The 14,739-nt window shown below is 68.6% G+C and carries 12 protein-coding genes; 9 read left to right on the forward strand and 3 right to left on the reverse strand.

The window, feature by feature from the left end:
* Positions 1-154: 154 nt before the first annotated feature.
* Genes moaA through VEIS_RS03795 form a run of 4 tightly spaced genes read left to right on the forward strand, consistent with a single transcriptional unit; the run spans position 155 to position 3,803 of the window.
* Positions 155-1,291, forward strand: coding sequence for a GTP 3',8-cyclase MoaA (moaA, locus tag VEIS_RS03780; protein WP_041950498.1), 1,137 nt, complete (start codon positions 155-157; stop codon positions 1,289-1,291).
* Positions 1,292-1,337: 46 nt separating this feature from the next.
* Positions 1,338-2,024: a molybdenum cofactor guanylyltransferase MobA gene (gene mobA / locus VEIS_RS03785; protein ID WP_011808569.1), complete on the forward strand. Its 687-nt coding sequence runs from the start codon at positions 1,338-1,340 to the stop codon at positions 2,022-2,024.
* A gap of 51 nt (positions 2,025-2,075) precedes the next feature.
* Positions 2,076-3,446, forward strand: a complete 1,371-nt coding sequence (gene moeA / locus VEIS_RS03790) for a molybdopterin molybdotransferase MoeA (protein WP_041949790.1) — start codon at positions 2,076-2,078, stop codon at positions 3,444-3,446.
* Between the two features lie 21 nt (positions 3,447-3,467).
* Positions 3,468-3,803 (forward strand): thioredoxin family protein, encoded by a 336-nt coding sequence (locus VEIS_RS03795; RefSeq protein ID WP_011808571.1) that lies wholly within the window; start codon positions 3,468-3,470, stop codon positions 3,801-3,803.
* Positions 3,804-3,842: 39 nt separating this feature from the next.
* Here VEIS_RS03795 and VEIS_RS03800 read toward each other — a convergent pair whose 3' ends face one another.
* The 3 genes from VEIS_RS03800 to VEIS_RS03810 all read right to left on the reverse strand — a co-directional run bounded on the left by VEIS_RS03800 (position 3,843) and on the right by VEIS_RS03810 (position 9,780).
* Complete coding sequence (locus VEIS_RS03800) at positions 3,843-6,965, reverse strand: efflux RND transporter permease subunit (RefSeq protein WP_011808572.1); 3,123 nt, start codon at positions 6,963-6,965, stop codon at positions 3,843-3,845.
* Complete coding sequence (locus VEIS_RS03805; protein ID WP_011808573.1) at positions 6,952-8,199, reverse strand: efflux RND transporter periplasmic adaptor subunit; 1,248 nt, start codon at positions 8,197-8,199, stop codon at positions 6,952-6,954. The genes VEIS_RS03800 and VEIS_RS03805 overlap by 14 nt, the downstream gene beginning before the upstream one ends.
* A 354-nt stretch (positions 8,200-8,553) precedes the next feature.
* Entirely contained in the window at positions 8,554-9,780 is a 1,227-nt protein-coding gene (locus VEIS_RS03810) for a urate hydroxylase PuuD (protein WP_011808574.1), read from the reverse strand.
* 263 nt (positions 9,781-10,043) lie between these two features.
* Here VEIS_RS03810 and VEIS_RS03815 point away from each other — a divergent pair, with 263 nt between their 5' ends.
* The 5 genes from VEIS_RS03815 to VEIS_RS03835 all read left to right on the forward strand — a co-directional run bounded on the left by VEIS_RS03815 (position 10,044) and on the right by VEIS_RS03835 (position 14,736).
* A complete protein-coding gene (locus VEIS_RS03815) occupies positions 10,044-10,847 on the forward strand; it encodes a carbon-nitrogen hydrolase family protein (protein WP_083758561.1) in 804 nt (267 codons plus the stop codon).
* 34 nt (positions 10,848-10,881) lie between these two features.
* Positions 10,882-11,529, forward strand: coding sequence for an RraA family protein (locus tag VEIS_RS03820; RefSeq protein ID WP_198137951.1), 648 nt, complete (start codon positions 10,882-10,884; stop codon positions 11,527-11,529).
* 70 nt (positions 11,530-11,599) lie between these two features.
* Positions 11,600-12,652 (forward strand): ABC transporter substrate-binding protein, encoded by a 1,053-nt coding sequence (locus VEIS_RS03825; RefSeq protein WP_041949792.1) that lies wholly within the window; start codon positions 11,600-11,602, stop codon positions 12,650-12,652.
* A gap of 57 nt (positions 12,653-12,709) precedes the next feature.
* The gene (locus VEIS_RS03830; RefSeq protein ID WP_011808578.1) at positions 12,710-13,798 is read left to right on the forward strand and encodes an ABC transporter ATP-binding protein; all 1,089 of its coding nucleotides are present in this window, start codon (positions 12,710-12,712) and stop codon (positions 13,796-13,798) included.
* Entirely contained in the window at positions 13,795-14,736 is a 942-nt protein-coding gene (locus tag VEIS_RS03835) for an ABC transporter permease (protein WP_011808579.1), read from the forward strand. Before VEIS_RS03830 ends, VEIS_RS03835 begins: the two co-directional genes overlap by 4 nt.
* The last annotated feature ends 3 nt before the right edge of the window (positions 14,737-14,739 follow it).

Here is a 14,739-nt window from a genome sequence, read left to right on the forward strand (position 1 = left end):
ACCCCCACGCCGAACGTGATATTTGCCCTCCATCCGCTTGGCGACCGGGGTCGGGGTCGGATACCGGCTCCTCCCCTGATGGCACCCCTGATGACCCTGCCGCCGTAGGGTCGGGCGCCCCCTTCGGTCGGCAGCCATGCGGCAAAATCGCACGATGGTCGAACATGTGATTCCTCTGGCGGATCTGCGCCGCGCCGCCTTCGTGGCGCAGCCCCCCACGGGCTTGCTGGCCGACACCCGGGGCCGGCCGTTGCGCGACCTGCGCATCAGTGTCACCGACCGCTGCAACTTTCGCTGCAACTACTGCATGCCCAAGGAGGTGTTCGACAAGAACTACCCCTATCTGCCCCATGGCGCGCTGCTGCGCTTCGAAGAGATCGCGCGGCTGGCGCGGCTGTTTCTGGCCCATGGGGTGCGCAAGATCCGGCTCACCGGGGGCGAGCCTCTGCTGCGCAAGAACCTGCCGGCGCTGGTGGCCCAATTGGCCGCGCTGCGCACCGCCGATGGCCAGGCGCCGGACCTGACCCTGACCACCAATGGCTCGCTGCTGGCGCGCCAGGCCCGGGCGCTCCGGGATGCGGGCCTGAACCGCGTGACCGTGAGTCTGGACAGCCTCGATGAGGCCGTCTTCCGGCGCATGAACGATGTGGACTTCCCGGTGGCCCAGGTGCTGGCCGGCATCGAGGCCGCGCGCGCTGCGGGCCTGTCGCGCATCAAGGTGAACATGGTGGTCCAGCGCGGCATTAATGAGCATGAGATCGTGCCGATGGCGCGCCACTTCCGCGGCACCGGCGCCACGCTGCGCTTCATCGAATACATGGATGTGGGCAGCACCAATGGCTGGCGCATGGAGCAGGTGCTGCCCTCGGCCGAATTGATCGGGCGCCTGCGCGCCGAACTGCCGCTGGTGCCGCTGGCGCCGAGCGCCGCCGGCGAAACCGCCGAACGCTGGGGCTACGCCAACGCCGCCGGCCAGCATGACCCGGCCCTGGGCGAAGTGGGCCTGATCAGCAGCGTGACCCGGGCCTTCTGCCACGACTGCAACCGCGCCCGCCTGTCCACCGAAGGCCGGCTGTACCTGTGCCTGTTCGCCACCCAGGGCTACGACCTGCGCCCGCTGCTGCGCGGCGGGAGCGGCGACGCGGCCATCGCCTCGGCCATCGCCGCCATCTGGCAAGCGCGCGCGGACCGTTATTCCGAGTTGCGCGGCAGCCTGCCAGCCAGTGGCGCGCAGGGCGCGCAGAGTGTGCAGGGCGCGCGGCGGGTGGAGATGAGTTATATCGGCGGCTGAGCGCCGTCCCGCCAGCGCCCCCCACGGCAACGCCGCACGACCACCCATGACAGCCACCGATGACATCACCGGCCTCGTCCTTTGCGGCGGCAGGGGCCTGCGCATGGGCGGCGTCGACAAGGGCCTGCAGCGCTTTCGCGGCCTGCCGCTGGCGCTGCACCAGTTGCTGCGGCTGCAAAGGCAGACCGGGGCCTGCATGATCAATGCCAACCGCCATCTGGCGGCCTATGCAGCCTTTGGCGTGCCGGTCTGGCCCGACGGGCTGGCCGGCCATGCGGGTCCGCTGGCGGGTTTTCTGGCCGGGCTGGAGCATTGCCGGACGCGCTGGCTGCTGACCGTGCCCTGCGACACCCCGCTGTTCCCGCCAGACCTGGCCACGCGCCTGGCTGCGGCGGCCGACCGGCAAGGCGCCGACATCGCGATGGCGGCAGCGCCCGAGGTCGATGGCGCAGGCCAGGCGCGCCTGCGCCCCCAGCCCGTGTTCTGCCTGCTGCGCGTGCCGCTGCAACAGAGCCTGCGCGCTTTCACCGCCGCCGGCGGCCGCAGGATCGGCGCCTGGGCGGCGCAGCAGCACTGCGCCAGCGTGCCGTTCGACCAACCGGGCGACGACCCCCTGGCCTTCGTCAACATCAACACCTGGGCGCAGTTGCGCGCGCTGGACGGCAGCACCGCCCCCGCCATGCCTGCGCCATCTGAAGACGGCGCCGCAGTCCCCGGGCCTGAACGGGTCTGAGCCGTGCATCAGCGCCCACCGACAGCCCCTGCGAACCCCTGCCCACTGCCCATGAAAACCATTGCCAGGATTGCCGCCGAGCTGCCCGGCTACGACCCGCAGGCCCTGAGCGTGGCCGAGGCCGACGCCTTTTTGCAGCAGTTGGTCGAGCCGGTCGACGGCGCCGAAAGCGCCACCGAAGAGTTGGGCCTGTGTGCCGCCCTGGGCCGGGTGCTGGCGCGCGACGTGATCGCGCCCATCAGCGTGCCGCCGCATGACAACTCGGCCATGGACGGCTATGCGTTTGCCGGCGCCCCACTGCGGGCGGGCCAGCCGCTGAGGCTGCGCGTGGCCGGCACCGCGCTGGCCGGCAGGGTCTGGGCGGCTGCGCTGGCGCCGGGCGAATGCCTGAAGATCATGACCGGCGCCCTCCTGCCCGCCGGGCTGGACACCGTGGTGCCGCAGGAGCTTGCCAGCGCCCTTGAAGAGGGGCATATCACCATCGCCCCCGGCCTGCTGCAACCCGGCGACAACCGCCGCCGCGCAGGCGAAGACCTGCAAGCCGGCCGCGTGGCGCTGGCGCAGGGCGCGCTGCTCACCCCGGCCGCGCTGGGCCTGCTGGCCAGCCTGGGCCTGGCCAGCGTCAGTGTGCGGCGGCGCCTGCGCGTGGCGTATTTTTCGACCGGCGACGAAATCCTGAGCCTGGGCCAGCCCGCGCGCGCCGGCGCGGTGTACGACAGCAACCGCTACACCCTGTTCGGCCTGCTCACGCGGCTGGGCGTGCAGGTGATCGATATGGGCGTGGTGCGCGACGATCCCGCCGCGCTACGGGCCGCGTTGCTTTGCGCCGCGCCGCAGGCCGACGCCATCATCACCAGCGGCGGCGTCAGCGTGGGCGAGGCCGACCACCTGCGCGCGATGCTGCACGAGATCGGCGACATGGCTTTCTGGCGCATTGCGATGCGGCCCGGTCGCCCGATGGCCGTGGGGCGCATTGCTGCCCCGCAACTCCGCGCCGATGGCGCCGGCGGTGCCGGCGGCGCCAGCAGCGCGCGCCCATCATGCGCCGATGGCCGCCGCGAACGCGGCGGGACGCTGCTGTTTGGCCTGCCCGGCAACCCGGTGGCGGCGATGGTGAGCTTTCTCGTGTTCGTGCGCCCGGCCCTGCTGCGCATGATGGGCAGCACGCAAGCCGCAGCGCCGCTGCTGCGCGCCATCAGCACCGAAGCCCTGCGCAAAAAGCCCGGCCGCACCGAATACCAGCGGGGCTGCGTCAGCACCGCCCCCGACGGCTGGCCGCAGGTGCGCAGCACCGGCGACCAAGGCTCGGGCCTGCTCAGTTCCATGGTCCAGGCCAACGGGCTGATCGTGCTGCACCACCACCGGGGCCCGGTGGCTGCGGGCGAGCCGGTGGACGTGCTGCCGTTCGACGGCGCGATCTGATCTGATCCGCACACATCGCCCATGCCCTACGCCGCACAGTACCTGGCCCTGGCCCCCAGCCGCGAAGAAGTCGGGCGCCTTGCCGGCGCCGCCGTCCTGGAGTTCGGCGCCCCCTGGTGCCCCCATTGCCAGCGCGCGCAGCCGCTGATCGGGCAGGCCCTGCAAGGCCGCGCCGACCTGGCCCACCTCAAGGTCGAGGACGGCCCCGGCCAGCGCCTGGGCCGCAGCTTCGGCGTCAGGCTCTGGCCGACACTGGTGTTTCTGCGCGATGGCCAGGAGCAGGCACGGCTGGTGCGGCCGCAGACCGGCGCGGAAATACGCGCCGGCGTGCAGGCGATCTCGGCGCAGACCCCGTGAGCAGGGATCGGGGCGGCATGGCAGCCAGCCGGCAGCGTGTCAGTGTTGTTGCTGCTGCTCCACCGCCACCACCACGGCATTGTTCGCACCGGGCACCGCCTTGCGCGCCAACAAGGTGTACACGGTCGGCACCACGAAAAGGGTGAGCAGGGTTCCCAGTGACATGCCGCCGACGATCACCCAGCCGATCTGCGTGCGCGTTTCGGCGCCCGCGCCCTTGGCCAGGGCCAGCGGGATCGCGCCCAGCACCATGGCGCCGGTGGTCATCAGGATCGGGCGCAGGCGCTGGGCCGAGGCCCTGACCAGGGCGTCTATCGGCGCCATGCCCTGCGCGCGCAACTGGTTGGTGAATTCGACGATCAGGATGCCGTGCTTGGTGATCAGGCCCACCAGCGTGATCAGGCCGATCTGCGAATACACGTTCAGCGAGCCGCCGCTCCATTGCAGGGCCAGCAGCGCGCCGACCATCGACAGCGGCACCGACACCATGATCACCAGCGGGTCGATGAAGCTCTCGAACTGCGCGGCCAGCACCAGAAAGATGAACACCAGCGCCAGCAGGAACACCATGGCCAGCGCCCCGCGCGAGTTTTTGAACTCGCGCGCGCTGTCGTTCAGGTCGGTGGTATAGCCGGGCTTGAGCACCTCGGCCGCTGTCTGGTCCATGAAGCGCAGGGCCTGGCCGAGCGAGTAGTCGCGCGCCAGGTTGGCCGTGATCGTGGCCGAGCGGCGCTGGCCGAAGTGGTTCAGCTCGCGCGGGCTGACGCCCTCGCTCACCCGCACCAGGTTGGACAGCGGAATCATCGCGTCGTTGCGGCCCCGCATGTGGATGCCGTCTATGTTCCCGGGGCTGCTGCGCTGCCCGCCCTCGATCTGCACGATCACGTCGTACTGCTCGGCAGCGCGCATGTAGCGGGTCACGTTGCGCCCGCCGAGCATGGTCTCCACGGCCTGGGCCACCGCCTCCACGCTCACCCCCAGGTCGGCGGCGCGCTCGCGGTTGACTTCGATGCGCAGCTCGGGCGTGTTCATGCGCAGGTCTGCGTTGGGCGCGATGATGCCGGGGTTTTTTGCGATCGCGGCCATGAAGTCAGCGACCACGGCGCCCAGGCTCTCGTAGCTGTCCGAGGTCTGTATCACATAGGTCAGCGGCCGCGACCGAACCCCCTGCCCGAGCGAAGGGGGGGTGATCAAAAAGGCATTCACACCGGGCAGGTTCGCCACCTCGGGCTGCAACTGCCGGGCCATATCGAGCGTGGTGCGGTGGCGGTTTTCCCAATCCACCGTGCGGTAGACCACGCTGCCCTGGGCCACCGTGGGGTTGCCGATGTTGGCAAAGACGCGGTCGAATTCGGGGTAGCTGCTGCCGAGCTTTTCCAGCGCCAGCGCGTAGCGGTCGGTGTAGTCGAGCGTGGCGCCATCGGGCGCAATGATGCTGGCCACGATGGTGCCGCGATCTTCCAGCGGCGAGAGCTCCTGGCGCATCGCCGGCAGCACCAGCACCAGGGCCGCGCCGCTCGATACCATGACGCCCAGCACCAGCATGCGGGCCTGGAAAATCGTCCCGAGCACGGCGCCGTGCCCGCTCCAGCGCGCCGTGACGACCCAGCGCAGCAGGCGGCCATAGGCTTGCGACAATGCCGTGAGCCAGCGCTCCATGGCCCGGTCGAAGCGGCCCGGCCGCAGGTTGTGCCTGAGCAGCAGCGAACACATCATCGGCGACAGGCTCAGCGCCACGAAGCCCGACACCACCACGGCCCCGGCCAGCGCCAGCGCGAACTCGGCGAACAGCCGGCCGGTGCGGCCCGGCGTGAAAGCCAGCGGGGCATACACCGCCACCAGCGTCAGGGTCATGGCCACGATGGCAAAGCCGATTTCGCGGGCGCCGGCGATGGCGGCGGAAAATGGATCGCGCCCCTGCTCGATGTGCCGGTAGATGTTCTCCAGCATCACGATGGCGTCATCGACCACCAGCCCGATGGCCAGCACCAGGGCCAGCAGCGTGAGCGTGTTGATGGAAAAGCCCGCCAGCGACATCAGCGCGAAGCTGCCCACCAGGCTGACCGGGATGGTGATGATCGGAATGATGGCGGCGCGCAATGTGCGCAAAAACACAAAGATCACCAGCGCCACCAGCACCACGGCCTCGGCAATGGTGCGGTAGACGCTCTGGATCGAGCGGTCGATGAACAGCGAGTTGTCGCTGGCCACATCCATCACCAGGTCGGCCGGCAGGTCGGCGCGCAACCGGGGCATCATCGCGCGCACCCCCTGGGACACCTCCAGCGGGTTCGCGGTGGCCTGGCGGATCACGCCCACCGAGATGGCATCGCGGCCGTTGAGCCGCACGCGGCTGCGCTCGTCGGCCGGCCCCTCCTCGACCCGCGCCACATCCCGGATGCGCACCGGAAAGCCGTTGACGGTGCGGATCACGATGGCGCCGAATTGCGCCGGCGTGCTCAGATCGGTTTGCGAGGTGACGCTGAACTCGCGCTGCTGCGATTCGATGCGGCCAGCGGGCAGTCCCAGGTTGCTGCGGCGGATCGCGTCCTCCACATCCCGGGTGTCGAGCCGGTAAGCGGCCAGGCGTCCGGGGTCGAGCCAGACGCGCATGGCGTACCTGCGCTCGCCGTAGAGCGGCACGTCGGCCACGCCGGTGACGGTCTGCAGGCGCGGCTTGACGATGCGGTTGACCAGGTCGTTGATCTCCAGCGGGCTGCGCTGGTCGCTGCTGAAGGCCAGCCACAGCACGGGCGAGGCATCGGCCTCGACCTTGGCGATCACCGGCTCGTCGATCGCATCGGGCAGGCGCCGGCGCACGCGCGCAGTGCGGTCGCGCACGTCGGCGGCGGCATCGTCGGCGTCCTTTTCGAGGCGAAAACGCACGCTGATCTGGCTTTGCTCGGCACGGCTGATCGAGCTGATCACATCCACCGCATCGATGCCGGCAATCGAATCTTCGAGCGGCTTGGTGACCTGCGACTCGATCACCTCGGCCGACGCGCCGGCATAGCGCACGCGCACCGTCACCACCGGCTCGTCGATCTTCGGGTACTCGCGCACCGTCAGGCGCGTGAAGCTCACCGCGCCGACCAGCAGCACCAGCAGCGACAGCACGGTGGCAAAGACCGGCCGGCGGATCGAGATTTCAGCCAACTGCATGGCGCGGATCAGGCAGCGGCGACTGGCAGGGGTCGGGGCCTGGCAGCGGGGCCGCCATGGCGGCATCGGCCGTATCGGCGGCGTTCCCGGCGGCGGGCGATGCCGGCGCCGCCGCGCCAGCGTCCTGCTGCGGCGCCACCTGCACCGGCGTGTCGTCTTTGCCGATGCGCTGCTGGCCCGCCGTGACCACCAGATCGCCGACCTGCAAGCCGTCGAGCACCTGCACCCAGCCCGGGGCGCGCAGGCCCAGCCGGACCGGGGTGCGGCGGGCCACGCGGCTGCCGGCCTGCGGGCCGGCCACGATCTTCAGCACATAGGGGCTGGCGGCTTCGGGCACGATGGCCTCTTCGGGAATCACCAGCGCGTCGCCGCGTTCGGAGAACCCGACCGTCACCCGGGCGAACATGCCGGGGCGCAGTTGCAGGCGGCGGTTGTCCATGCAGCCGCGCACCGCAACGGCGCGCCCGTCGGCATCGATCTGCGGGCTGATGGCCTGCACCACGGCCGCGTAGCGCACCCCGGGCAGCGCATCGAACGCCACCTGCGCGCGCTGCCCGGTGCGGACCTTGCCCTGCAAGCGCTCGGGCAGGCGAAAGTCGACATACACCGCGTCCAGGTCTTCGAGGTTGACGATGTCGGCCCCATCCTTGAGGTAGTCGCCAACGCTCACGCTCCGAATCCCGGCGATGCCATCGAACGGAGCCACGATCTGCAACTGCCGGGCCGTGGCCTGCGCCAGCGCCAGCCGGGCCTGCGCCACCTCCAGGTTGGCGGCGCTTTCCTCCAGCGAGCGCTGGCTGATGAAGCCCTGGGCGACCAGTTCCTGGTTGCGGTGGTGGTTGGCCTGGGCGATCGACAGCTCGGCCTGGCTTTGCCGGATCTGCGCGCGCGGCAGTTGGTCGTCGAACTGCACCAGCAACTGCCCGTGCCGCACCCGCTGGCCATCGTGGAAATTGAGCTGCGTGACGCGGCCGCTCACCTCGGGGCGCAGCATCACGCTCTGGCGCGAGCGCAGGCTGCCCACGGCCTGGGCTTCGTCGCGCAGCGTCATCTGCCGGGCCGCCTGCGCTTGCACCGTCACCGTCACCGGCGCGCTGCGCCCCGCCTCTGCCGGGGCCGCCGCGCTGCCCGGGGGCCGGGGCGGCGCCGGTTTCTGGAACCACCAGGCGGCGCCCAGCGCGGCAGCCATGCCGATGGCGGCCAAAGCAACGTGCTTACTACTCTTGAACGCCATGGATCGATGAAACCGGGTGGGATGGGAGACGCAGCCGGGCCATTATCGGCGCCGTTCTTGCGCCGCAGCAGGTTTGAACGACGGCCCCATGTCGATGTCGGCAGATTGACGCAGGTTTTGCACATTGTCGGGCAATGCCCTCGTGTCCCGGCTTGGGCAGCGCAACAGAAAGAGAAAGCACCCAATCGGCAGGAGGTCGGCAGGAGATCGACAGGAAATGGGCAGAGGCTCCAAAGCAAACGCAAGGACGGCAAGGCGCATGGGGTCGCTGGCATTTTGTCTTTTGCATGAACCCCCGTTGCCGCCATCGACACCGCAAACCGGGTCTTTTTCACGGGATCGGCAGCCGCTCACTCAGGGCATGGGCGCACCGGCCTCGAACCAGCGGCCGATCAGCGCCCGCTCGGCCTCGGTCATGCCGGTGGCGTTGTTCATCGGCATCAGCTTTTGCGCCACCGTCTGCTGGTAGATGGCCTGTGCATGTTGCCTGACGCTGGCGGCCCAATCCAGGCGCAGGTTCTTCATCTGCAACTGCGCGCCATGGCAGAGGTAGCAGCGCTGCGCCAACACCTGTTGCACCGACGCATAGTCATTGGGCCCGCCGGCGCCGGCCTCGCCCACAGCGGCTGAAACCAGGGCAGGAACCGCCTGCGGCGCGGGCCTGATCCAGACGATCACGCCCGCGATCACCGCCACCCCCAGCAACGCATAGGGCAGCGGGTTGCCGTTGCGGCCCAGCCGGTGGCCATGGCGCAGCACAAAGAACTGGCGTATGGCCGCGCCGGCGAACATCATCAGGATCAGCACCCAGGCGTTGTGCGGATGGCTCCAGGTAAAGCTGTAGTGGTTGCTCAGCATCGCCAACAGCACCGGCAGCGTGAAGTAGGTGTTGTGCACGCTGCGCTGCTTGCCGCGCTGGCCGTGCACCGGGTCTACCGGCTGGCCGGCCCTGATCTGCGCCAGCACGCGGCGTTGGCCGGGGATGATCCAAAAGAACACATTGGCACTCATGGCCGTGGCCATCATCGCGCCCACCAGCACAAAAGCCGCCCGCCCCGCAAACCAGCGGCAGGCCAGCCAGGAGGCCAGCCCCACCAGCAGGCACACCAGCGCGCCGACGATGGCGTCGGCGTTCTTCTTCGGCCCGAAGAAGCGGCAGATGGCGTCGTAGAACAACCAAAACAGCACCAGAAACGCCAGCGCCACCCCGATGGCCGTGGCCGGCTCCCAGTCGACGCGCGACTGGTCGATCAGGTAAGTGCGGGCGCTGTACAGGTACGACAGCGCAAACAGCGCAAAGCCGCTGATCCAGGTGCCGTAGCTCTCCCAAAAGAACCAGTGCAGGCGCTCGGGCAGTTGCGCGGGCGCGACTGCGAACTTGACCGGGTGGTAGAAGCCGCCACCGTGCACGGCCCAGAGTTCGCCGCTGACGCCCTGTTTTTTCAGCGCCTCATCGACGGGCGGCGTGAGGCTGCTGTCGAGAAAGACGAAGTAGAACGACGCGCCGATCCAGGCCGTCGCGGTGATGACATGGACCCAGCGCAGCAGCAGATTGGCCCAGTCGAGAAGATAGTTTTCCATGGCGCCCCGCCTTGGGCGGTGTGTGTGCGACACCGCCGTGCAAACTGCTCACCACTGCGGGCGCTCTGAGCAGACATCGAGGCCGCGCACCTTGGCCAGATGGCGCTCTGGCCGGGGCACCGCTGCGACCGGTGAATCCGCAGCCAGTGTATGCGGCCCTCCGGAGGGCACAAGTTTTTTCTGTCACCAACGACCATTTTTTGTCGTTTGTCATCCGCTGGCCGAGGCCGGACCATATGCCGGCAGTGACTTGGAGAAATGCGATGAAGATCGGTGTGGTTCAAATGAACAGCGGCTCCGACAAGGCCAAAAACGTCGCCGACGCCGAGCGCCTGGTGCGCTGCGTGGTGGCGCAGGACAAGCCGGACCTGGTGGTTCTGCCCGAGTATTTCGCGTTTCTCGGCGAAGGCCGCGAGGCGATGCAGGGCAGCGCTGAAACCTTCCCCGATGGCCCGGTGTACCAGCGCCTGTCCGCGCTGGCCAGGGAGCTCGGCGTGACCCTGCACGCCGGCTCGATGGTGGAGAAGTCCGGGGACGGCTTTTTCAACACGTCGCTGGTCTTCGACCCGCAAGGCCGGGAAATCGCGAAGTACCGCAAGATGCATTTGTTCGACATCGATGCGCCCGGCGGCCTTGCTTATCGCGAATCCGAGATCATCAGCCGTGGCCGGCAGGTCGTGACCTACCGGGTGGGCCGGGCCAGCGTCGGCTGCGCGATCTGCTATGACCTGCGCTTTCCCGAACTGTTCCGGGCGCTGCGCGACCAGGGCGCCGACGTGATCGTGCTGCCTGCGGCCTTCACGCTGATGACCGGCAAGGACCATTGGGAGGTGCTGGTGCGGGCACGCGCCATAGAAACCCAGACCTGCTTCGTCGCCGTCGGCCAGACCGGCGCGCATGCCGACGGCAGGAAATGGTGCTGGGGCCACTCGATGGTGATCGACCCCTGGGGCCATCTGGTCGCGCAATGCCCGGACGGCGTCGGCACGGCGAGCGCCAGGGTGGATCTCGACCGGGTCGCGGCGGTGCGCCGCGACGTGCCTGTGGCGCAGCACCATGTCCTTTGACGAGAAGGCGATACCGATGTTTGTCGTCAATGCCATGCCCGGGCAGATCGCTGCGGCGCTGATCGCGAAGATGGAGCGGGTCGAGACGGCCACCATCGGTCATTTCCTGCATTCGGGCTTCATCGACCGCGAGCTGCGCGCGGTGCTGCCGCACAAGCGCGTCGCGGGCACGGCAGTGACCGTCCGCTTGCCGCATGCCGATTCCACCGTCCTGCATTACCTGACCCGGCTGGTGCGCCCGGGAGACTTCGTCGTCGTCGACCGCTGCGGCGACGACAAGCATGCCTGCTGGGGCGGCGTGGTCACCCACGCGATGAAGCTCGGCGGCATCGTCGGCGCGGTGATCGACGGGCCGGCGACCGATTTCATTGAAATCCGGCGCGCCGACCTGCCCATCTGGTGCCGCGGCCCGTCGCCGATCACCACAAAGATCCTCGGCCTCGAAGGCGCCATCAATGTCGCCGTGTCGGTGGGCGGGCAGACCGTCCATCCCGGCGATGCGGTGATTGCCGACGAGAGCGGCGTCCTGGTGCTGGAGCCGGCGCGCGCCGAATGGGCGGCCGACAAAGCCATTGCCATGCAGCAGGGCGAACTGGTGCTTTTGGAGCGGTTGCGCAATGGCGAGAAGCTGCCCGACATCTCCGGCGCCAGCACGATGGTGGAGGCCTGGACGCACCACTGAAAGCGCCGATAGCGCCGATGCGCAGCGCCGCCGCCATCCCGATTCCATCGACCCATGCAAGGAGAACCTGATGAACGGATTCAAACGCATCGTTGGCGCGGCACTGGCCGCGCTGCTGTCACTGTGCGCGACTGCGGCGCTGGCCGACACCGTGGTTCTGACGGGCTACCCCGGCATCTTTCAGGAAAACTACACCAAGGCCGTCGTCGAGCCATTCAGGAAAGCCAACCCGGACATCCAGGTCGAGTTCCACGCCAGCCCGAACTCGGCGCAGATGCTCGGCACCCTGCGCGCGCAGGCCGGCGCGCCCCAGATCGACATCGTCATCATGGATGTATCGGTGGCCAAGGCGGCCACGGCCGAGGGCCTGCTGGTCCCCATCGACGAGACGGTGACCCGGCATCTCGGCGATCTCTACCCGCAGGCCAGGGTCGAGGGCGTGAATGCCGTGGGCGTGACCTTCGACAACCTGGTGCTGCTGCACAACACCGACAAGGTCAGGCCGGCGCCCACTTCCTGGAACGCGCTGTGGGACGCGCGGTACGCCAGGCAGGTCTCGATCCCTGCCGTTCCCGACATCCAGGGCATTGCCCTGACGATCATCGCCGACAAGATGGCTGGCGGCACCAGCCATGTCCAAACGGTCGATGCCGGCATCGCGCGCTTGGCCAAGCTGGCGCCGAATGTGCAGACCTGGGACCCCCGACCGGATGTCTACCAGCCCATCGCCAGCGGCACCGCCGCGATCGGCATTGGCTGGAACGCCAGGGCGCAGGTCTACGCCGATCTGTCCGCCGGCAAGCTCGGTGTCGTGTTGCCGCAGGAAGGCAGCGTTTTCCAGATCAATGTGCTGGGCCTGGTCCACCGGGGGCCGGCCGGCAAGAGTGCCCGGAAATTCATCGATTACGCGCTCAGCGCGCCAGCACAGGCGGCTTTCGCCGAGCAGATGTTCTACGCGCCGACCAACACCCGGGCGGTGCCGCTGATCTCCAAGGCGGCGCTGCAAAGGACTGCCGCCGGCGCCATGGACCGGATGATGGCCATCGACTGGCTGGAGGTGGCCAGGATGCGCGCAGCCATTACCGAGCAGTGGCGCCGCCGCGTGATCCCGCTGAGCCGATAGGCCGGTCGAGCGGTGAACCGGCGGGAAACTGACGGCCCAGGCCCGAAGGAGAGCGCGATGCCAGATTCGAGCGTCACCAACGCGCACCTGCAACTGCAAGGCGTCGGCGTGAACTTCGGCGCGGTCAACGTCATCGCCGGCCTCGATCTGTCGGTCCGCAAAGGGGAGATGGTGGCCCTTCTCGGCCCTTCGGGCTGCGGCAAGACGACCACGCTCAGAACCATTGCCGGGCTGCATCGCTCCTCGTGCGGGCGCATCACGGTCGGTGGGCGCGACATCACGCAGTTGCCCATTCACGAGCGCGACATGGGGATGGTGTTTCAAAGCTACGCGCTGTTTCCGCACATGGATGTGGCGCGCAATGTGCAGTTCGGCCTGAAGATGCGCAAGCTGCCGGCGCGCGAGGTGCAGGCGCGCGCGCAGCGGGCGCTGGAGATGGTGCAACTGGCGCATCTGGCGCAGCGCAAGCCCAGGGAACTGTCCGGCGGCCAACAGCAGCGCGTGGCGCTGGCCAGGGCCTTGGTGATCGAGCCGGCCATCTTGCTGCTCGACGAGCCGCTGTCCAACCTCGATGCCAAGCTGCGCGACGAGATGCGCGTGCAGATCCGCGCGTTGCAACAGCAAAGCGGGATCACGGCGGTCTTCGTGACGCACGATCAGGCCGAGGCTTTGTCCATGTGCGATCGCGTCGTGGTGATGCGCAGCGGCCGCATCGAGCAGTTGGGCACCCCGACCGAGGTCTACGAGCGCCCGGCAACCGCCTTCGTGGCCCATTTCGTCGGTCGCACCAACAAGCTCAAAGGCAGCGTCGATGCCGGCGGCACGCTGACTGCGGCCGGGCAAGCCATGAAGGCCCATGGCCGGCTCGCTCCCGGCGCGGTCGATGTGCTCATCAGGCCCCATCGCATCGGCATTGCGTTGCCGCCGGCCCAGGCCGGCGCGCAAGAGCGCAACCGCATCGCGGGCGCCATATCGAGCATCAGCTTCGTCGGCGACCTGGTGCAGTATGGCGTTCGGGCCGGCAGCGCAGAGTTCGTCGTCGAGGAGGCCACGCAGCGCCATCGCGCCGCGCTGCCCGTCGGCAGCCATGTGGTTTTGCACTGGTCGGTTCAAGACACGCTGGTTTATCCAGCGGGCGACGCATGAGTGCCGCACGGCCCGCAGGCGCTCATACCGCAGCCGAAGGCGAAGGTGCTCCAGCGAGCGCCGCCGCCACGGGCCTGGCCACGGGGCCTTGGGCGCCGCACGGTTGGCGCCAGGGCCACCTGGCCGCCCTCTTGCTGCTGCCGATCGCGTTGATCAACGTCATCGGCTTCATCCTGCCGATGCTCAGTCTGGCGCGTTACTCGTTCAACGAAGCCCGTCTCGGGGGCGAGATCGCCAGCGTGTTTACCTGGAAGAACTGGGCCGGAGTCCTGAGCGACCCGTTCTACCTGGAGCTGGTGTTCGATTCGGCATGGATCAGCCTTGCGATCACGCTGGCAACCCTGCTGCTCTCGTATCCGATTGCGCTGTATCTGCACCGCGCCTCGGGCGCCTGGCGCACCTTCCTGAGCGTTCTGGTGATCTCGCCGTTGCTCACTTCCGCCGTGGTGCGCACCTATGGCTGGATCGCGCTGCTGACCGATGACGGGCCGGTGCGGGCCGTGATCTCGGCCCTGGGGCTGCCGGCGCCGAGCCTGATGTTCAATATCAAGGGCGTCTTCATCGGCCTGACCGAGATCCTGATGCCCTACATGATCTTGTCGCTGATGGCCGGGTTCGGGCGGCTCGACCCGCGCATCGAAGAAGCGGCGCGCACGCTGGGCGCCAGCCCGGCGCGGACGTTTCGCAGCGTGATCCTGCCGCTGACATTGCCGGGCATGGCGCTCGGTTGTCTGCTGTGTTTCGTGCTCGCGGTCTCGTCTTTCATCACGCCCAATCTGATGGGGGGCGGGCGGGTGTTCCTGCTGGCCACGGAAATCTACGACCAGGCCATCGTGACACTGAACTGGCCGCTGGCGTCCACGCTGTCGCTGCTGGTGCTGATCGTTTTCGGCGCCGCGCTGTGGGTCTATTCCGTGGTGCTCAAACAGCTCGACTGAAGG

This window comes from Verminephrobacter eiseniae EF01-2 (genome assembly GCF_000015565.1).
In the GTDB taxonomy this organism is placed as follows: domain Bacteria; phylum Pseudomonadota; class Gammaproteobacteria; order Burkholderiales; family Burkholderiaceae_C; genus Acidovorax; species Acidovorax eiseniae.